We start from the raw sequence: 18,818 nt of genomic DNA on the forward strand, positions 1-18,818 counted from the left end.
TCTCCAGCTTAGAGGGTATTATATCATAAAATAAAATAAAAATAAAGTGTAAAGTAAAATTTTTTAAGGCAAATCTTTTAAAGGGATAAGATTAGGATTTTCATTTTCACCTTCAAGCTCTGAAATTTCCTGCAAAAGTTTCTTGGAATTTGATGACAATTTTGAAGGAATTTGCACTTGAATTTGAATATAAAGATCGCCCCTTCGGCCTATTCCTGTAGGAACACCTTCACCTCGAATCCTTAAAAGTTTTCCGTTTTGTGTTCCGGCCGGAATTTTTAGTCTCAATGTTTTTTCATCGAGAGATTTGATGTTTATTTCTCCGCCCAATGCAGCCTGAGTCATTGAAATGGGAACTGCACAGTAGAGGTCTATTCCGTTCCGTTCAAAATAAGGATGGGCTTGAACGAAGATGAAAACAAAGAGGTCTCCATATTCTCCGCCGGCTTGACCTGCATTTCCTTGACCGGGAATTGTAATCCGTTTTCCGTTTTCGACACCGGCAGGAATAGTAACGATTATACGCTGTTTTTTGCGCTCCAAGCCGTTTCCGCCGCATTTTTTACAGGGTTTTTCGATTATGGAGCCTTCACCGCCGCAGGTAGGACATGGCCTCGATATAGAAAAGAAACCGGTACTTTGGCGTACCTGTCCCGTACCCTTACAATCGGGACACATTTTTTTTGAGCTTCCGGCTTCGCTGCCTGTTCCATGACATTCTGTACATTTTTCATTGCGGGTATAGCTTAACTCGGCTTTTTTACCGTAAACGGCATCAACAAAAGAAATTTGAAGATCATAGCGCAGGTTAGAACCGCGGACAGGACCTGCATGACGGCCTCCGAAACCTGATGAGCGGGAAGAAAACCCTCCTCCGAATAGATTTTCAAAAATATCCGAAAAGCTTCCGCCGAAAATGTCTTCAAAACCTTGGAAGGCGGAAGGATCATAACCTCCGCCGCCCGACATTCCGTCTACGCCGGCATGGCCGAATTGGTCATACATGCTGCGCTTTTTTTCGTCGATAAGAATTTCATAAGCTTCGGTTGCTTCTTTAAATTTTTCTTCAGCAGCCTTATCCCCTTGGTTTTTGTCGGGATGATATTTGATTGCTAATTTTCGATATGCTTTTTTGATGTCATCGTTTGAGGCTTTTTTATCTACGCCCAAAACCTCATAATAGTCTCTTTTAGATGCCGGCACTAAAAACTCCCAGTGTAAAAATTTCGGAACCTCTAAAAACATCAGCTTCTAGAGGTTCCTGTTTATTAAGTTTTAAAATTTATTTATCATTATCATCATTTACGACTTCATAGTCAACATCATCGGCAGTGCCGGTTTTGGGACCTGAAGTACCGTAATCGGTTCCCGTTTGAGCACCCTGAGAACTGCCGGCATTAGGATCGGCTCCTGCTTGAGCTCCCTGCTGCTTGTACATTTCTTCTGCAATCTTATAGGCTGCCTGCTGGAGGTTTTCGGTCTTTGCCTTAATGTCAGCCGTATTATCGGAATTAAGAGCCTGTCTTAAATCGGCTATTGCAGCTTCAATTTTTTGCTTATCGGCAGCACCGATCTTATCTCCCATTTCTTTGAGAGTTTTTTCGGTTTGATAAATAAGAGAATCGGCATTATTTTTTGCTTCAACCTTTTCTTTTTCAAGCTTATCGTTTTCGGCATTGGCTTCAGCTTCTTTTACCATTCTATCGATTTCGCTCTCGCTTAAACCGCTTGAGCTTTCGATTCGGATATGCTGTTCTTTTCCGGTTCCGAGGTCTTTTGCCGAAACATGAACGATACCGTTGGCGTCAATATCGAAGGTAACTTCAATCTGCGGAACTCCGCGCGGTGCGGGAGGAATACCTACGAGGTCAAAATTACCGAGTGTTCTGTTTTGGCTGGCCATACCTCGTTCTCCCTGCAATACATGGATAGAAACTGCAGTCTGTCCGTCGGCAGCCGTCGAGAAAACCTGACTCTTCCTTGTCGGAATCGTAGTGTTTCGGTTGATAAGGGGTGTAAATACACCGCCCATCGTTTCTATACCCAAAGAAAGAGGAGTAACGTCCAAGAGAAGAACGTCTTTAACGTCTCCGCCCAAGATACCGCCCTGAATAGCGGCACCCATTGCTACGGCTTCATCGGGGTTTACGCTCTTAGAACCTTCTTTGCCGAAAATTTCTTTTATAATCTGCAAAACTTTAGGCATTCGCGTCGAACCGCCGACCAAAAGAATATCATCGATTTTATCGGGAGTGATACCCGCATCTTTTAAGGCTTTTCGGCAAGGCTCCTTTGTTCTTTCAAAGAGATCTTCGGTCATTTGCTCAAACTTTGCCCTGGATAAGCTCTTTTGTAAGTGCTTAGGCCCGTTTGCATCGGCTGTAATAAAGGGCAAGTTTACATCTGTGTTTGCAACCGAAGAAAGCTCAATCTTTGCCTTTTCAGCGGCTTCGCGCAAACGCTGTAAGGCCATTCTGTCTTTAGATAGGTCAATGCCCGTATCTTTTTTAAACTCGTCAACAAGCCAGTTTACTATTCTGTTATCAAAATCGTCACCGCCGAGGTGGGTATCTCCGTTTGTAGATTTTACTTCAAAAACACCGTCGCCCAATTCAAGAATAGAAATATCGAAGGTTCCTCCTCCAAGGTCGTATACGGCGATTGTTTTTTCTTTTTTAGAATCCTTGTTAAAACCGAAGGCCAAGGAAGCGGCTGTCGGCTCGTTTATGATTCGCTTTACTTCCAAGCCGGCAATCTTTCCGGCATCCTTTGTTGCCTGTCTTTGAGCATCATTAAAATAAGCCGGAACGGTTATAACGGCTTCGGTTACGGTTTCGCCCAGATAGTCCTCGGCTGTTTTTTTCATTTTTTGCAGAATAAAGGCGGAAATTTCCTGTGTGGAATAAAGTTTTCCGTCAATGTCGATTCGTACATCTTCTCCCTGAGGTACGATTTTGTAGGGAACGCGTTTTAATTCATCAGTGAGCTCGCTGTATCGATGGCCGATAAAGCGCTTTACCGAATAAACGGTTCTTTCAGGGTTGGTAATCATTTGGTTTTTTGCAGGCTGGCCTACAACCCTTTCATCTTTTGAGGTAAAGCCTACAATGGACGGAGTAGTTCTTCCGCCTTCAGAGTTCGGTATAACGACGGGCTCGCCGCCTTCCATTACCGATACGCAAGAGTTTGTTGTTCCCAAGTCAATTCCAATAATCTTTCCCATTTTCAATATCTCCTATAACCTAATTTTCGTTTTTTTTATCGGCGGCTTCGCTTTCTTCCGCCTTTTTTTCATCCTGCTTTTCGGCAGGCATTAGTACCATTACCTTGGAGTGACGAATCACTCTTTCTTTTAGTTTGTAGCCTTTTTGAAGCTCTTCTCCTACAACAGCCTCTTTTACATCCGGAGACTGAATCATTGAAACGGCTTCGTGAAGGTTGGGGTCAAAGGCTTCTCCCTTTGCAGGATAATAGCTGAGACCGTACTTTGAGCTCAACATAGAAACCATCTGGTTCTTTATCATCACAACGCCTTCAACAAAGGCATTGTTTGCGGCCTCGCCGCCTTGCGTTTTGCCTGCATCAATAGCCCTGTCAAAATCATCGAGCACCTGTACAAGATCCAAAAGCAGATTGCTGTTTGCATAGTCTATAGCTTCCTGCTTTTCCCTAATCATGCGTTTGCGGTAGTTTTCAAAATCCGCAGCCTTGCGCAAATACTGATCCTGCCAGTCCCTGCATTTAGCTTCAAGCTCTTCTATCCGCTTTTCAGGACTTAACACATCATCATTTTTTTCACACTTGCCGCCGGTAGAACTGTTTTGCTCTGCTTTGTCTTCTTGAGGGTTTTCTTTTGAAGTTTCGCAACCGCATCCGGCTCCTTGTTCATCTTTCACCGCAGACTCATCTTTCGGCTGAAGGTCTTTTTCAAGTTCCTCCTTAGCAGCCTCTTTTTTGTCGGCATGTTTTTCATGATTCTTCTTCATTTGAACTCCAACTATAACTTTATCTTATAAGAAGATACTAATAGAAAAAAAAAGGGTCAAGGGGTTTTATAAAATCATAGTGGAAAATTTGCAAAATATTGCGGTATTAGAGGCTTCCATATATAAAAAACGCCGATTATTCCCGCATAAGAATAACCGGCATTAAAAAGTACAAGGTTTCTTATTTATGCCTGACCCATTTTGCGAATTTGGCTTTAGGGTAAGCTCTGAACGGGGCGTTCTCTCCCCCTAATATATACAAGCAAGGCAAGAATATAGATTAATATCTACTTTTGAGATGGACGCTAGGTATAAAGTTTTTTCAGACGGCTTAAAGCAAAAATCAATAGAAACAGCTAGACTTATGAAAAACAGGGGTTACCCTATTTCCGAAATTTTATTAATAACCGGTGTTCCCGAAACGGAAATTGAGTCCTCAATATGAGAAAATTGTGCTGCTCTAAGGGCTAACTATCGTCATCCATCGTGGAATTTTAATACTTAATTGATTTTCAAAACCGCCCTGTGGGCGGTTTTGAAAAGTTAAATTGATAATATTAATTGGTACAATTCTTCTCTTTCATTTTAGTGAAAACTAATATTACAGCAGAAAGAAGTCTATCAAATTTTTTGTTACGATCAATATTGAAAATATTTTTAAATTCTTCCAAAATATTAGACTCATTATTTTCACATTTAGCTACAGCCATCTCAATGGATTTTAATTTTTCATCATCAATAGAAGTAAATTCTTCAAATTCAAAATAAACTGTTCCAAGTTTTTTTTCTAACTTATCAATAAATACAAATTTATATTTTGTCGATATAGCATTTGATAAATCTTCGATAATAACAGATAAATTATCACCTAAATTAATTCTTTTAGATTCCATATTTTATTTCTCCTTAAAATAATTTTTTGGGGGGTATAGGTGGTATTTTCGAAAAAAAAAGAAAAATACCACCTAACCGGTTAGAAGTCTGCCACACAACAAACTTTAGCATTGCTATACTTGCTGACATCGTCAATTAAGCCGTGCGAATGGAGACGCCACGCGTAAATGGCTGTATTGTATATGCTTTTTGCGGAACTTTGAGACGACGACCAAAAATCGTTGTTACCGAGACTTAAATCGGCATAGGAGCCTCCATTCTCTAAACCGTGTATCTTTGCAAGGCTCTCATTGATTGCCTCGCGGTTCTTATAAACTTGACAAAGCTCTTGAATACTCGGCATGTACCACGCAATATTTGCACCGCCAAGCTGAGCAGAATATGTTGTGTTATACCGGTTTACCCAGTCAAAGGCAGAATAGTTTTCTGCTGCATTTGCCACACCGTCAGGGTCAATGCGGCATATATAATACCAGTTATCGCTGCCGTTAATGTCTCCGGTAAAGGTTGTTGTTGAGGCATTGGATGTTTGGGGTGTACATATTATATCTTCAAAATTTGTATTATAACCGGTACTTTCACCCTTTGCCCAATATGGATAGAACTTACTTATGTGGAGGGCCATACCTAAAGCTGCATCGTAGATATTTTGAGCTCCAATCAATACTGCGACAGGCGGATTAGCAGTATCTATCTCTGTGTAATCATCTTTAGCAACAAGAGTTCCATCTTTCAGTACAATCTTTCCTACAGTATATCCGGTATAGTTTTTTACACTAAAGGTTCCTCTCAGGCTTCGTGTTCCACTTGTAATTATTATGGTATAATCTCCGACCTGTTCGGGAATTTTTAGGTTTACTGTAAGCTCAGAATCGCTTAGGATGGTAACGGTAGAGCCGGTTGTAACTGAAGTATTATCTACACAGTTTACGGTAAAATTACTCGGCCCTACATCGGGAGCTTTAAAGTTTATTCCCCTAACCATTGCAATGAGCGAGGTGCCTGCTTTCAAGATACCAGCCTTGGGTATGTTAAAGGAGATAAATGACGGCGTTTTCTTCTTAAATGTAACCTTTACCGTAGTATCTCCCGTAATTTTTACCTTTACATTTACACTTCCTTCTTCACCGCCTTCAAGTACCTGTCCGCCCGTAACTTCCCATGTATCAACTTCATGGGTCGAAGGATTTGCAGGACTTGCTGTAAATGTAATTTCGCCGTCCTTTAAAGCCTTACCTCCTTGGATTGCAGGATCCGCTGTAAGATTTCCGCCCTCATGCACAAGACTTACAGTGTAGTAAACAGGCTTGGGCTCTTCCTTTACTTTTTGCGGGCAGCCTGTAAGGAAGACTCCCGCAACCAACAACAATGCAGTAATCAATACTGCCCGATTTAAGACCTTAGTCTTAAGTTTAAAATTAGTTTTTTCCATAGCTAATTTTCTCCTTATTAAATAAATTTCAATTTGTTCTTATTACTGATTGATGATTTGAAAATCTCTTCATTATTAAAAAGCACAGCATAATCAACAAAGAGTATTGTTTGTGATGAATCTAAAGCTAGTAAAATATCATCTCTACATTTAGATTCTACATAACGCGAATCAAGACAATTCTCAAATTCTTTCTTAAATATAAAAATATCAGAAACAATTTTTTTCCATCCTAAATTTTCAATGTGAGGAGAAAAATCCTCTATCACATTTTGATGGTCTTGATTAGTTACTTTCATCATTAAAACTGCAGTAAAATTTTTCATAAATTTCCTCTCCATAAATTAAAATTTTATCAACCATTAATCGGTTGTTCAGTAGATACGACATTTAAAGTTTAATATTTTGTACTTCGTAATCTTTTATGATATTTATCATCATATAGGAACATTATCCTCATCTTATTTTAGTTACTGTTATTTCCAAAAAATAAACCTTAAACCCAAATAATATTTATTTTACATATATTCTTTTTTAAGCAGAAATGTACCTCCATTGACAATATTTATTTTCTTTTGATACGACTCATTTTTTTTATTAAAGACAGGTTTTATATAATGAACCAGACAATCTTTAGCAGCTTTAATTAACTCCTTCCCTTCTTCTTCAGAATAATTTCCGATAAGATTTCCAACGAGCACAATAATATTTTGATCATAATACTTTGTAATAATTTCATTTAACATCTCAGAATATATATCATGTTCCTTTCCATTGCTATCTTTAAAGATATGAGGTTTTGCTATTTTATGCCTTATAGGAGAATCACACGATTCGCCGACATATAATATTTTTTTTACTCTATCTTTATAGTCAACAATAAAAAAAACATATAAACCCGGATTGTCTAAATATCTATCATTTTTAAATCCTTTGAGAGTAAAATTCAATAGTTCATATAAACTCTCATCTGTAGAAAAAGCCAGACTTTCATAGTAACAAAATTCCTTCCAATGAATTGGTACTGTTTGAATATCTTCCATAGAAAAACTCCTTTTACAGGCTTTTCAAAATAACCTGTATAATAAAATTTATTTAAACAATCCTTAATGCATTTTTTTACTTTATTCCTATTTTTAATAAGTAAAGTAAAAAAATAAAAGGCTTGCAAAAACCAAAGAGAAAAAATTTTATTTATGATCTTTGCGCAGCTCAAGCAAGAGCTTGAGCGTCTTTGCGTCCCTTGCGGTTTATTTTCTAAAAAGAAAGACCTTATATGAGGAAAATAAGTATTAGCAGCTTTGATTAGAGATATTTTACTTAATAGAGAAAATGGGGGGGGGGTAACCCTAGGCTAACATTTTTCGGCACATCACCGGCACACAAAAAATTAGAATGAGAAAAATTGAATTTTAAGCCTAAGTAAGATTTTAGTTTCATACCTAGTATTATACTACAAAATATATAAAAAACCAAGTCGTTTTGGACTTTGTTTAACCGTAAATATACAAAATGCGCAAAGTAATTTTTAAGAATCTTAATAACGACGGAGCGGCCTACAATCTCTTTTCAGGTATAACAACCGGATAGCCCGCAGCGTTAAAGATTTTAGCTTCAATGTTGTAAATGCTCAAAATATTTTGAGGATTCAGCACCTCTTCGGGACAGCCTTGTGCAAAAATTTTACCCTCTTTCATAGCAAAAAGGTAGTTGCCGTAACGGGCTGCTTGATTTAAATCGTGAAGAACCAAAACTACCGTAACCCCCGTTTCCTTGTTTAGGCGGTTTACAAGCTCCAAGAATTCTATTTGATGAGCCAGATCCAAATAGGTGGTAGGCTCATCAAACAAAAGGATATCAGGCTCTTGGGCAAGGGCCATAGCGATCCAAGCTCTTTGTCGTTCGCCGCCGGACAGAGTTTCCAAGGTTTTGTCCCGCAAGGCAAATGTATTTGTAAGCTTCATAGCTTCTTCTATTATCTTTTTATCGGAAGCTTCAAAGCCCTCAAACCATTTTTTATGGGGATAACGGCCGAAATAGACCAATTCTTCGATGCTCATATCGTCCAGAGTTTTATTTTGCTGTAATAGTATAGAAACTTTTTGGGCGAGTTTTTTGGAATCCATTTTTGAGATGTCTTTTTCTTCGATAAAGATTTTGCCTGAAACGGGTTTTATAATTCCTGCGATGCTTTTTAAAATAGTGGACTTTCCCGAAGCATTGGGCCCGATTATCGAAACCACCTGCCCTTTTTTTACCCTTAGGTTTAAATTTTGAACAACAGGTTTATCTCCGTAGGAAAGGCTTAAATCCTCTATCCTAAGCATGTCCATATTTTAAAACCTCTTTTTTAAATTCTTCAAATTCGATAATACCCTCTTCTTTTCCGCGTCCGAGAATTAAGGCTTTTATATTTAGAGCTTCACAGGCGGCGAGTTTTTCCCTTGTGCCTCCGGCATCCCCGCTGTCCTTCATCACAATATATGAGGCTCCGTATTCTTTAAACATAGCTTCATTTAAATTTTGAGAAAAGGGGCCTGTCATGGCAACTATATCCTGAGTCGCAACTCCTGCATTTTTACATTTTTCGATACTGTCCGCCGTGGGTAAAATCCTATATACAAAGCGGTTTGAAGAGCGGAAGGCTTCAAAGTCCGAAACGGTTTTGGAACCCGTCGTAAAAAAAATCGTAGAAGATTTTAATTCTTGTAAAAATGAGCAAAGGCCTTCCATATCCTCAAAAGTGTAAAGATTCTTCTGCTCCAAGTCCGTTGAAGATTGCGAAGGTCCGCGGGTAAAGCGCAAATATTTTATGTTCAAGTTTTGTGCGGTTTTTTTTGCATTTTGAGAAACGATGAGAGCATAAGGATGGCTTAAATCGGCAATGAGGCTTATTTTTTCTTCAATACAAAATTGTTCCATTTGAGATTCATCCATTCTGCCGATTTTAAGTTTATGATTTTTAAAAAAGTCCTTGCTTTCTTCCGTTGCAACGCTCATTATATAGGGTACGGTTTTTGCTTTTAAAAAATCTGCAAGGCTTCCGGCTTCGGTGGTTCCGCCTATAATCCAGATCATTTAATCTTATATCCTCGCGGGGTAATTATTTTTCCGTTTTGAATGTAGGTATTGCTGTTGCCTATTATTATTAGGCTGAACATATCGATCTCATCGTAATTTATTTTTTGAAGCTCGGTAACGGTAATTTTTTCATTATTACGGCAGGCATTTTTTACTATGCCTACAGGTGTTTCGGGGGCCCTGAATTTTAAGATTATATTTACGGCTTCTTCGATATAATCGGAACGGGTTTTAGATTTTGGATTGTAGAGGGCAATTACAAAGTCGCCCTCCGCCGCTAAGCCGACTCTTTTTTTTATAACCTCATAATCGGTGAGCCTGTCGGAAAGGCTGATAAGAGCCGTATCGTGCATTAAGGGAGCGCCCAGCCTTGAAGCTGCAGCAAAGGCGGCGGAAATCCCCGGAATTATTTCGACATTTAAATCGGGAGCAAGCTCCAAGATGGGGCCTGCCATTCCGTAAAGACCGGCATCTCCGGTGCTTATAATGCTTACGGTTTTTCCTTCCTTTACCTTTGAAACTGCATACTTACATCTTTCAATTTCGCCGGTCATTCCCGTTTGAAAAACTTCCTTGCCTTCGATAAAGGGTTTTATATATTCAATGTAGCCTGAATAGCCTACAATTATTTCGGATTGCTTTAAGGCCTCGGCAGCCTGAGCCGACATATATTCCGCCCCGCCGGGGCCTATACCTACAACAAATAGTTTACTCAATTTTATTTCCTCACTTGTAACTCATTTTATAAAAGAGTTTCGGTTTTCCAGTCTTTTATGGTACGTTCTTTTTCATCAAAGGATGAACCTATTAGAACAATCTTTTTACCGCTTGATTTAAAAGGAGCTGTATAGCCTTTTTCTTTTATCTGTGCTATCGCATCTTCCGAGCTTCCGTTTCCGTCAAGTTTAAATTCGAAGATATAAATCGTATCTTTTGTATGAACAAGACAATCGGCTCTTCCGGCTGCACAGTGTATTTCGGTTTCGACAAACTGCCCCATCAGCTTAAAAATCAAATAAACGGCCGTCTGATAATTTTGCTCTCTAAGCTTTAACTTTTCTTTGGGAAGATTATCGTAAGGAATGCCGGCAATTATGGACTTCATTCTTTCCATAAAGTTATCTACATTTCCTGCCCTTACATCTTCAACAAAACGCCAAACGGAAGAAGCAGTTTGATCTGTACGCAAAGAAGTGTAATCCGGCAAAAGGTTTTTAAGAAAACCGTAACGGACTTCATCATTAGGAAAGCCTAATCTGTAAAGGGCCGCTTCTCTTATATATTCTTTAATTGTTAAATATCCTGCTTGAAATAAAATCGGAAGAGGATTTTTTGTGTCGGCTCGGTAATCGGCTAGACCGGCTTCATCAAGCTCAACATTTCCGTCTAGGTCGGGAATATTATAGTGAACATCTTTTAGGTAGTTTACCAAGAAGGTCGGAGTTCCCGTAGCAAACCAATAACTGCCGGCATTGTTTGCCGAAAAAACATTTAAAACACTGAATGGGTTATAGACACTTTCTCCTACGCCGGCAAACAAGTAGCCGTCATATCGTTTCTTTAAAAGTTCTACACAGGATTCATAGCTTATCTTTTCTTTTTCTGCCAAGGCCTCAATTTCAGGCTTAAAAGTAAGGTGCAATTCTTTTTCGGTAATACCGCAAATTGAAGAGAAAGACTCGTGTAGACTTATATCCTGCAAATTATTTAAATCGCTAAAAATACTTATCTTACTGAATTTTGTTACGCCCGTTAAAAATGAAAAGCGGATATATTGGTCGCAAGTTTTTAAAACAGAATAAAAAGATTTAAGAGTGCTTCGGAATTCTTCGTTTAGGGTTTCATTTACATACATTGTCTGTAAGAGGGGTTTATCATACTCGTCTACAAGGATAACTACCTGTTTGCCGGTCTTTTCATAAGCAGCCTTTATCAAATTTTGAAAGCGGTCGGGCAGGTCAAGTCCCGTACTTTCATATATTTTTTCATATTCCTGCAAAAAGGAATTTAGTCTATTTAAAAGGCCTTCCTTTGTATCGTAAATGCCTGTGTTAAAATCCAAATAAAGGACAGGGTATTCAGTCCAAGGCTCCGAGCCTTCCGACCCGGCCCTTTCTTCTTCCGCCTTTTCAATATATAGGCCTTTAAAAAGGTCTCTCTTTCCCAAAAAATAGGCTGCAAGCGTAGAAAGGAAAAGGCTTTTTCCAAATCGGCGAGGACGGCTTAAAAAATAGGGAGACGAGGTTAAAATCAGCCTAAAAAGATGCTCTGTTTTATCAACATAAAGATATTTATCTGTTCTAAGTTTTTCAAAACTTTGAATGCCGACAGGCAGCTTTCTGTAAAGATTCATTATGAGCCTCCTTAGCCTTTCTTTTTTATAATTATATAACAAAACGCTCTTATGTACAAGCTGAGATAAAATTGCTATCTTGAAAGTACATTATTTTGAAGGTATAATATATAAGAGGGTAATTTATGGAATATGAAGGTAGAATTTGTAGGCCTCCTATGGAGCGTTCTTCTTTTATGCTTCCCGTAATGGTAGGCTGCTCATATAATAAGTGTAAGTTTTGTAATTTATTCCGCAGCATAAAGTATAGAAATTTATCTCTTTCAGAAATTGAAGAGGAGCTTATACGCGTAAAAAATTTAAACGGGAGCCTTTCAAAAATTTTTTTAGGAGACGGAAGTGCCTTCAATTTAAAAACGGAACATCTTTTAAAAATATTGAATTTAATCCATAAGTATTTTCCCGATTGTAATTGCATAAACATGGATGCAACAATCACAGGCATTTTACAAAAAACAGATGCCGAGTTGGAAACCCTATATACACAGGGCATTAGAACTCTTTATATCGGAATAGAAAGCGGCTTGGACGATGTTCTTTTATTTATGAATAAGGATCACACAAGGGCTGAAGCAGAAAGAGCAATCTCTAAAATACAAAAGCACGGCTATTTTTTCGGTGCCCATATTATGACGGGCATTGCCGGGAAAGGCAGAAGCATTGAAAATGCCGAAGCAACGGCAGAATTTTTAAACAAGACAAAACCAATCCGCGTCATAAATTTTTCAATGTTTCTCCACAAAGAAGTTCCGCTTTATAAAGATATAAAGGCGGAAAAATATGAAGCTGCAAGCGAGATGGAAAACCTTAAAGAAGAAAAAAGATTGATCGAGCTTTTAGGTGATGAGGACAGCACTATTTTTTATGACGGCTTCCACGATTATCTGGAGTTTAGGGTAAGAGGAACTCTTCCAAAAGACAGGGAGAAGATGCTTAAAAGTATTCAAAACAAAATCGAAAGCTATAAACCTCTACAAAACGATTACGCTTTTGTAAACGGAGAATGTACTCCTTCTCTCGAAAAAGCTGACGGCTCAGGCAAAATATGGAAAACGGCCTAGACAGAACTTTTAATAAAACTCCTAATTTCCCAATCCTTAATCCGTAACCGAGCGGAGCCATTTACCTGATCTGATGCGCCAAAGACCTAAAAGGGACTTAAAAGGTTCTTCGCTAAAAAGGCAAATATAAATTCCCCATGCCGGAATAGAAGTATAAACCGACAAAGAATATGCCAGCGGAATGGAAACACACCACATAACCGCCGTATCGCAGATTATACCGAAACGGGTATCGCCTCCAGCCCTTAGAATACCGACAAGCATACACATGTTAAACGCTTTTAAGGGATAACAGCAGGCTAAAATTATAAAAAGCTTCATGACGGTCTGCAAAACTACTGTTTCTACATTAAAGAAAATAGGAGTCAAGTACGAAATCGGAATTAGCATAGCACCGACAAAAACGGCAACAAAGGGCACAAAGATTGAAACCTTTGCAGCATAAGTTTTTGCCTCATCATAATTTCTCTCTCCGATTTTTTTTCCTATTAAAACGCTGACTCCGTTTCCGAAGCCTATAAAAATAACCCATGTCAGCATAGAAACCGTGTTTGTAATATTGTAGGCGGCATAGGCAAAGGTTCCGATTCCTGCAAATATCTTATGATGAAATGTAATGCCTAAAGACCATAACGATTCGTTTATTAAAACCGGCATAACTATCGCAAAATATTGTCTTATAAATTTAAGATCAAAGTCAAAATGGTTTTTTAGTTTTCCGAGTATGGGATATTTCTTTTTCTTTGTTACCGAAAAAAGAATTATAAGCTCGGTAACTCTGGAAGCTACTGTTGCAATAGCCGCCCCCTTAACTCCGAGTGCGGGGAAGCCCAACAAACCGAAAATCAAAATAGCATTCAGTATAAGGTTTACAAAAAGTGAAACGAGCGTTGCACCAACCGCTACCCTTACCTTTTCTATAGAACGGAGGGTAATCATAAAAATAAAGTTTACCGCAAAGGGCAAAAAGCAAAATGCCGAAACGCTTAGGTAATCTACTCCCTTTTCGATTACGGCCGCATCTTTTGAATAGAGGGATAAAATCTCTTTCGGAAAAATAGTGCAGGCCAGTGTAAAGAGGGTACTGAAAAAAACCGCAACGATGAGAGAAACGGAAAAAGTTTTTTGTAAACCGTTAAAATCTTTTTTGCCCCAAAATTGAGCGGTAAAGACCATGCCCCCCGACCCTATGCCGTACAAAATCAAGTTCAATAAAAAAAACAACTGATTGCCAAGCCCTACGGCTGCAAGTTCAATAGTGCCTAAACGGCCTATCATTATTGTGTCTAAAATATTTACAAAGGAGCTTATAAAATTTTGCAATATTATAGGCACGGCAATTATAAATAAGTTTTTTAAAAAAGATTTATCAGAAAATACCGATCTTAAATTTACAACCGGTTTTGAATTTACAGTCATAAGTTTCCAAGCTCCTCGTGTTAAAAATGTAAAATTTCATTTCGATGCTTTATTCCTAAAAGAGATAAATTATTTTCAAGGCTGATACTTTGATCATAATTATCTTTTAGGTCAATCAAAAACCTGTTCATAGAAAAGTGCTGATAAAGATAAATTTGCGGTTCTTTTTTATCCGCATATAAATTCTTCATCTCATTTGCATAAGCATAAAATAAGCCGCGGGGCTTAAGCTCGCTGTAGCCCACAAGCCAAATGGGGCAGCCCAGTTTTTTTTGAAGCTCAGCCGTTTTTTGAGCCGTAAAGATTTGAGACTCTTCATAGAATTTTTTAAAAGAACCGTCCGCATCTTTTTTTAAAATATAATCCAGCTGCTTTGTCTTTGCCGTATGAATGGGTGTTTTGTTTAGGATGATAACATTTTTTCTAAAATCGATTCCGAACGAAGGATTTTTTTTAAAGAAGTTATCTGCAATCTTTCCTGCAAGGCCCACAAGATATTTTTGATTTTTATGCAGCTGTTCATTTTTCCCCGGATTATCGCCTATAACGATGAGCTTAATTTCATCATCTTGACTAATCGAATCCCAAGAGTGATTATACACAATCGGAGTTTCTAAAGGATAGGGAGGCGTTTTACCCGCTAAAGCCGCCTCTTCTTGAAGCACAGCCAAGCCCTCCTTAAAAAATGAAGCATTCTCTTTTTTAAAAGATTGGGCGGCACAGTTTTCTAAAGAAGGTTCCTTATATTTATATCCTAAAATATCAAGGTAATGCATACACTCGTTTTTATACTCACTTTTAAATTTACAAAAAGCATTCCATTTATCTTTTTCCATCGGCAGGATATTATATCAGATTATCTATATTTTTGAAAAGAGCCGTTTAAAATGAGATATGAAGAAAATAACAACAGCTGATAAACTTTTTTGTTTTAATCAGCTGTTGTGTTAAGTTTTTACCTTTTTTGATTAAGGCCATTATTCTTAAATAAACTACTGGTTTACACTTTAAATTTGCCAACTTCTGCCGAAAGGTTCTTAATACTTGCTTTATTCTTTTGGCTTATCTCATTTACTTCCTGCACTGCATTGCTAATCTGCACGGCACCGGAGGCCATTTCGTTCATGCTGTCGGTGATAATGCGTGTAAGCTCGTCCAGCTTTTGCATTTCCAGAGCTACGTTTTCGCCGCCGCGGAGCATTTCGGCAGAGCCGTCATTTACCTGATTAGTTACCGTGTTGATGTCGCGGATGGCATTGAGAACTTCGCGGCTGCCGTTTTCCTGTTCACGCATAGCTTCCATCAGGTTTTGGCTCATCGTTTTTACCTGTTCGGAAAGGGCGAAAATGGCATTAAACTTTTCTTCTGCCGTTTTTGAAGAGGCGGAAAGAGTTTCAATTTCGCCCGAAAGAACTTTGAGGGTCGCCGTAATTGTCTTACCCTGCACACTGGATTCTTCTGCGAGCTTACGGATTTCATCTGCGACGACCGCAAATCCCTTTCCTGCTTCGCCTGCGTGGGCGGCTTCGATTGCGGCGTTCATTGCGAGCAAGTTGGTTTGGCTGGCGATGTGCTGAATAACGCTTGAAGCTTCAAGCAAGCCGCCCGACTCTTCTGCAATGCGCTGGGTAACAGAGTTTGAATTAACTATCGTTTCCTTACCGTCGGCGGTGGCGGAAGCGAGAGTTTTTATAACATCATCGGTTTTGCCGAGTGTCTGCGTGATTGATGCGATATTGCCGACCATCTGCTCGATAGCCGAAGAAGATTCCGCAACGGAAGCTGCCTGATTTTCAATACTCCCGTTAAGCTGTTTTATGGTACGGATAATTTCTTCGATGGTGGCGGCCGTTTCCGTAACGCTTGCGGCTTGGCTAAGAGCCTGTTGTTTTACCCCGTCAATGTTCGCACTTATTTGGTGTACGGCACTCGCGGTTTCGGTCATATTGGAAGCAAGCTCGGTGCCGATTTCTTCCATCGTGTTTGAGTTGACACCGACTTGCTTGATAGAAATACCGATTTTAGAAATGGTTCCGTTGAGGTGTTCAAACATACTGGTGATTTCATTGTTGCCGTGTATGGGTAGACGCACCGTGAAGTCCCCGTCTGCAATCTCCGCTAGTAGAGGAATGGAATTTTGAATCGGTCTTACCTTCACAAGGGCAATAAAATAAACAATTACGAGGGAAATCAGCAGAATAGAAATAGCGGTAATAATTATCGAAATACGCAAAGTATTGACCGCACCCATAAATTCACCTTTAGGGGCACTTATGATAACTGTCCAGCCGGTTGTTTTCATCGTGGCATAGGAGGCAATTTTCTTGACACCGCCATACTCGTAGAAACCGATGGAAGGATCGTCTATTTCTACAGCTAGAGCTTCAAACTCGGCAAGGGATTTAAGACTTGAATCGGTCTTTGCTTTTTCAACAGTATTCCACATAGATTGTACTACTTCATAATCAGGATCTGCTATGTCGGTTCCCGTAAGTCCTAAAATATGGCAATAGCCTGTTTTGCCGACAACGATGTCGTCAATAGCGTCGGTCAGCCAAATTCCGGGAATAATGGCGACTAAAGATGCAATATGATTGTTGTTGTTATCTATAACGGGAACAATGACCGCCATAACCAGCCTTTTCAGAATGGGCGACATAAAAGGTTCGGAAAAATACTTTTGTCCGCCGTTGGAGCCTTTATACCATGCAAGGTTTGAAATATCCGTTGCTCTGCCGTCGCTGGTATACAGCAATCCTTTGCGGTCGGCAATATTCAAGTCAAGAATTTGATCATTGAATGCCGCTTCGTTGTCGAGCAGGCGGCTTTTTTCGCTGTACGATATGGTCGGGTCGCGGAACGCCGGCATACGCGCAATCCCTTCAAGGAAGTGCCAAAACGCATTGACCCGTCCGTCAATAATTTCCGCCGTATCGGTTGCTTTATCGATTAAGTGCGTTTCTACTTTTTCGGTTACCGCTTTGCTCGCAGTACGCACAGCTAAAATTCCAAGTGTCAGACAGGCTGCAAGAATAAGCAATCCGAATGCCAGCATCAGTTCGGTTCTCAATGAACTTCTTTTTTTCTTTTTTTTCATGTAAAAAATCTCCCCTTAGGGGCTTACGCCCCTAAGAACCCCGTTTTTTCAAAGTCAAAGGTTTAGTTTATTTTGTTTTTTAGATTGAATTGTCCCAATCCGAAAGGACGTTCTCAAGCGGACGGACTGTCCGCTGCGGGGAACAGGTCGTTCACCGTTCAGTGAATAAGGTCTTTACCGTACAGTGAACGGGTCATTCACCGCTCGGTGAACGAAGGCTTCACTGAGCGGTGAAGAGTGCTTAAATCTTTGCCGTACAGGGAAGTTTAAAAATCATTTCCCGTACTTCTTTAAGCGTTTTATTGCTGCCGGTAAGTTTTGTACGTACAATCACCGTTACCGCGCCGGCGGGTACTTCTTTAGGTACGCGGGCTATGATTTGGCTCGGCAGGTTGACCGAAAGGCGGCGGTTGGTTTTGTACTCTGTGCCGTCGGCAGTTTTAAAGAAAACTCCTTGAGCAGCGTCTTTTTCGTCTACTTTGAGTTTGTCGCCTTCGATGATGATGTCATCTCCTATCGTTAGCGTACCGTCTTTTAAGCCCGTCGCCGTGTCGGTAATTTCGGTTATGCGGGCGGAACTTTCTTTTGCGCCCATCACTTTTACGCCGATTGCATCAAGAGCGGTCCTCAGGTCGGCGGTGGGGATAAGGTCAACCGTGCGTTTGTGCACTTTTTCGTCGTATGCTGAGTTTTCAGTTTCCCACACGCCCGATACGCGGGGGCTTATTTGCACAAGCCCGTCCATAAAGCTCAAACCTTCTTCAATCAGGTCTTTTACAGCCTTATCGCGCATTGAAAGAATGCTCATAATTGTTTCCTTGCGAAATTCCGAGCGTTCTTTGGTGATGATTTCCGCAATGTCTTCGTTCCTCTGCGTAGCGGCATGTGCATGAACATCAGCTATGCAGTCCCTGTCGTTGTCTTTGGTTAAGGTATTCGGTCTTAAATACACTTCCCAAACCGATTTCTTTTTAGCCATAAAACCTCCATGTTAGGGGGAGGGACAAACCCCCGTTCAGAGCGGTGGTTGTTTCCCTCCCCCTATGACCCCCTCCCTTTTCCTCGCGCTGCCAAAGGGGACACCCCTTTGGAAACCCCGTTTTTTCAAAGGGAAGGTCTTGTGTTTTGGATTGAATTGTCCCAATTCCTAAGACATGCCGATTATTTCTTTGCGAAGTTGAGCGAAGCTCAGCGCTCTGCGTGCCTTGCGGTTTTTTATGTGAGTAAATTTTTTTTGTGTTTGATTGTAAATTTATTTGGGCACAGGAACCCCTCAGCTGTGAAGCTGTGAAGCTGTGAAGCTGTGAAGCTGTGAAGCTGTGAAGCTGTGAAGCTGTGAAGCTGTGAAGCTGTGAAGCTGTGAAGCTGTGAAGCTGTGAAGCTGTGAAGCTGTGAATTTTGTCCGATACGATACTTTATGTCAAGTACTTTTGCAAAACTTTTTTGCTCTTTTTTGTAAAGCCGATAAGTTTTACCGTTTTCTCTCTTTAACATA

General features: G+C 39.8%; 17 protein-coding genes and 1 pseudogene. 2 read left to right on the forward strand and 16 right to left on the reverse strand.

Going from position 1 to position 18,818, the window contains the following annotated elements; genetic code table 11:
• Positions 1-63 precede the first annotated feature (63 nt).
• Genes dnaJ through HGJ18_RS09860 form a run of 3 tightly spaced genes read right to left on the reverse strand, consistent with a single transcriptional unit; the run spans position 64 to position 3,986 of the window.
• A complete protein-coding gene (gene dnaJ / locus HGJ18_RS09850; protein ID WP_253696200.1) occupies positions 64-1,245 on the reverse strand; it encodes a molecular chaperone DnaJ in 1,182 nt (393 codons plus the stop codon).
• A gap of 37 nt (positions 1,246-1,282) precedes the next feature.
• A complete protein-coding gene (gene dnaK, locus HGJ18_RS09855; protein WP_253696201.1) occupies positions 1,283-3,223 on the reverse strand; it encodes a molecular chaperone DnaK in 1,941 nt (646 codons plus the stop codon).
• A gap of 19 nt (positions 3,224-3,242) precedes the next feature.
• Positions 3,243-3,986: a nucleotide exchange factor GrpE gene (locus HGJ18_RS09860; RefSeq protein ID WP_253696202.1), complete on the reverse strand. Its 744-nt coding sequence runs from the start codon at positions 3,984-3,986 to the stop codon at positions 3,243-3,245.
• Positions 3,987-4,245: 259 nt separating this feature from the next.
• On the opposite strand from HGJ18_RS09860, the pseudogene HGJ18_RS12865 reads away from it, so the two are divergent.
• A pseudogene (locus tag HGJ18_RS12865) lies at positions 4,246-4,431 on the forward strand (hypothetical protein); the annotation flags it as partial.
• Between the two features lie 112 nt (positions 4,432-4,543).
• Here HGJ18_RS12865 and HGJ18_RS09865 read toward each other — a convergent pair.
• The 8 genes from HGJ18_RS09865 to HGJ18_RS09900 all read right to left on the reverse strand — a co-directional run bounded on the left by HGJ18_RS09865 (position 4,544) and on the right by HGJ18_RS09900 (position 11,746).
• Positions 4,544-4,879: a hypothetical protein gene (locus HGJ18_RS09865; protein WP_253696203.1), complete on the reverse strand. Its 336-nt coding sequence runs from the start codon at positions 4,877-4,879 to the stop codon at positions 4,544-4,546.
• An 80-nt stretch (positions 4,880-4,959) separates the two neighbouring features.
• Entirely contained in the window at positions 4,960-6,312 is a 1,353-nt protein-coding gene (locus HGJ18_RS09870) for a hypothetical protein (protein WP_253696204.1), read from the reverse strand.
• Positions 6,313-6,329: 17 nt separating this feature from the next.
• Entirely contained in the window at positions 6,330-6,638 is a 309-nt protein-coding gene (locus tag HGJ18_RS09875) for a hypothetical protein (RefSeq protein ID WP_253696205.1), read from the reverse strand.
• A gap of 192 nt (positions 6,639-6,830) precedes the next feature.
• Positions 6,831-7,355, reverse strand: a complete 525-nt coding sequence (locus tag HGJ18_RS09880; protein WP_253696206.1) for a hypothetical protein — start codon at positions 7,353-7,355, stop codon at positions 6,831-6,833.
• A gap of 513 nt (positions 7,356-7,868) precedes the next feature.
• Complete coding sequence (locus HGJ18_RS09885) at positions 7,869-8,645, reverse strand: ABC transporter ATP-binding protein (RefSeq protein ID WP_253696207.1); 777 nt, start codon at positions 8,643-8,645, stop codon at positions 7,869-7,871.
• The gene (gene cobK / locus HGJ18_RS09890; RefSeq protein ID WP_253696208.1) at positions 8,632-9,390 is read right to left on the reverse strand and encodes a precorrin-6A reductase; all 759 of its coding nucleotides are present in this window, start codon (positions 9,388-9,390) and stop codon (positions 8,632-8,634) included. The genes HGJ18_RS09885 and cobK overlap by 14 nt, the downstream gene beginning before the upstream one ends.
• A complete protein-coding gene (gene cobJ / locus HGJ18_RS09895; protein WP_253696209.1) occupies positions 9,387-10,109 on the reverse strand; it encodes a precorrin-3B C(17)-methyltransferase in 723 nt (240 codons plus the stop codon). The genes cobK and cobJ overlap by 4 nt, the downstream gene beginning before the upstream one ends.
• Before the next feature lie 26 nt (positions 10,110-10,135).
• Positions 10,136-11,746, reverse strand: coding sequence for an ATP-binding protein (locus HGJ18_RS09900; RefSeq protein ID WP_253696210.1), 1,611 nt, complete (start codon positions 11,744-11,746; stop codon positions 10,136-10,138).
• A gap of 125 nt (positions 11,747-11,871) precedes the next feature.
• Here HGJ18_RS09900 and HGJ18_RS09905 point away from each other — a divergent pair, with 125 nt between their 5' ends.
• A complete protein-coding gene (locus tag HGJ18_RS09905; RefSeq protein ID WP_253696211.1) occupies positions 11,872-12,807 on the forward strand; it encodes a radical SAM protein in 936 nt (311 codons plus the stop codon).
• Positions 12,808-12,843: 36 nt separating this feature from the next.
• Here HGJ18_RS09905 and HGJ18_RS09910 read toward each other — a convergent pair whose 3' ends face one another.
• From HGJ18_RS09910 to HGJ18_RS09930, 5 genes are all read right to left on the reverse strand, one after another.
• Positions 12,844-14,226 (reverse strand): MATE family efflux transporter, encoded by a 1,383-nt coding sequence (locus HGJ18_RS09910; protein ID WP_253696212.1) that lies wholly within the window; start codon positions 14,224-14,226, stop codon positions 12,844-12,846.
• Positions 14,227-14,246: 20 nt separating this feature from the next.
• The gene (locus HGJ18_RS09915) at positions 14,247-15,062 is read right to left on the reverse strand and encodes a hypothetical protein (protein WP_253696213.1); all 816 of its coding nucleotides are present in this window, start codon (positions 15,060-15,062) and stop codon (positions 14,247-14,249) included.
• A gap of 164 nt (positions 15,063-15,226) precedes the next feature.
• The gene (locus HGJ18_RS09920) at positions 15,227-17,323 is read right to left on the reverse strand and encodes a methyl-accepting chemotaxis protein (protein ID WP_253696214.1); all 2,097 of its coding nucleotides are present in this window, start codon (positions 17,321-17,323) and stop codon (positions 15,227-15,229) included.
• Positions 17,324-17,564: 241 nt separating this feature from the next.
• Positions 17,565-18,302: a DUF4469 domain-containing protein gene (locus HGJ18_RS09925; protein ID WP_253696215.1), complete on the reverse strand. Its 738-nt coding sequence runs from the start codon at positions 18,300-18,302 to the stop codon at positions 17,565-17,567.
• 236 nt (positions 18,303-18,538) lie between these two features.
• Positions 18,539-18,817 (reverse strand): hypothetical protein, encoded by a 279-nt coding sequence (locus tag HGJ18_RS09930; RefSeq protein WP_253696216.1) that lies wholly within the window; start codon positions 18,815-18,817, stop codon positions 18,539-18,541.
• Position 18,818 lies beyond the last annotated feature (1 nt).

Origin of the sequence: Treponema denticola, from assembly GCF_024181405.1 — a bacterium.
GTDB classification, from domain to species: Bacteria; Spirochaetota; Spirochaetia; order Treponematales; family Treponemataceae; genus Treponema_B; species Treponema_B denticola_D.

Bases quoted from the DNA above. Each gene is read 5' to 3' on its own strand.
- dnaJ (WP_253696200.1), bottom strand. From the start codon at position 1,245: ATGTTTTTAGAGGTTCCGAAATTTTTACACTGGGAGTTTTTAGTGCCG.
- dnaK (WP_253696201.1), bottom strand. From the start codon at position 3,223: ATGGGAAAGATTATTGGAATTGACTTGGGAACAACAAACTCTTGCGTA.
- HGJ18_RS09860 (WP_253696202.1), bottom strand. From the start codon at position 3,986: ATGAAGAAGAATCATGAAAAACATGCCGACAAAAAAGAGGCTGCTAAG.
- HGJ18_RS09865 (WP_253696203.1), bottom strand. From the start codon at position 4,879: ATGGAATCTAAAAGAATTAATTTAGGTGATAATTTATCTGTTATTATC.
- HGJ18_RS09870 (WP_253696204.1), bottom strand. From the start codon at position 6,312: ATGGAAAAAACTAATTTTAAACTTAAGACTAAGGTCTTAAATCGGGCA.
- HGJ18_RS09875 (WP_253696205.1), bottom strand. From the start codon at position 6,638: ATGAAAAATTTTACTGCAGTTTTAATGATGAAAGTAACTAATCAAGAC.
- HGJ18_RS09880 (WP_253696206.1), bottom strand. From the start codon at position 7,355: ATGGAAGATATTCAAACAGTACCAATTCATTGGAAGGAATTTTGTTAC.
- HGJ18_RS09885 (WP_253696207.1), bottom strand. From the start codon at position 8,645: ATGGACATGCTTAGGATAGAGGATTTAAGCCTTTCCTACGGAGATAAA.
- cobK (WP_253696208.1), bottom strand. From the start codon at position 9,390: ATGATCTGGATTATAGGCGGAACCACCGAAGCCGGAAGCCTTGCAGAT.
- HGJ18_RS09900 (WP_253696210.1), bottom strand. From the start codon at position 11,746: ATGAATCTTTACAGAAAGCTGCCTGTCGGCATTCAAAGTTTTGAAAAA.
- HGJ18_RS09905 (WP_253696211.1), top strand. From the start codon at position 11,872: ATGGAATATGAAGGTAGAATTTGTAGGCCTCCTATGGAGCGTTCTTCT.
- HGJ18_RS09910 (WP_253696212.1), bottom strand. From the start codon at position 14,226: ATGACTGTAAATTCAAAACCGGTTGTAAATTTAAGATCGGTATTTTCT.
- HGJ18_RS09915 (WP_253696213.1), bottom strand. From the start codon at position 15,062: ATGGAAAAAGATAAATGGAATGCTTTTTGTAAATTTAAAAGTGAGTAT.
- HGJ18_RS09920 (WP_253696214.1), bottom strand. From the start codon at position 17,323: ATGAAAAAAAAGAAAAAAAGAAGTTCATTGAGAACCGAACTGATGCTG.
- HGJ18_RS09925 (WP_253696215.1), bottom strand. From the start codon at position 18,302: ATGGCTAAAAAGAAATCGGTTTGGGAAGTGTATTTAAGACCGAATACC.
- HGJ18_RS09930 (WP_253696216.1), bottom strand. From the start codon at position 18,817: ATGTTAAAGAGAGAAAACGGTAAAACTTATCGGCTTTACAAAAAAGAG.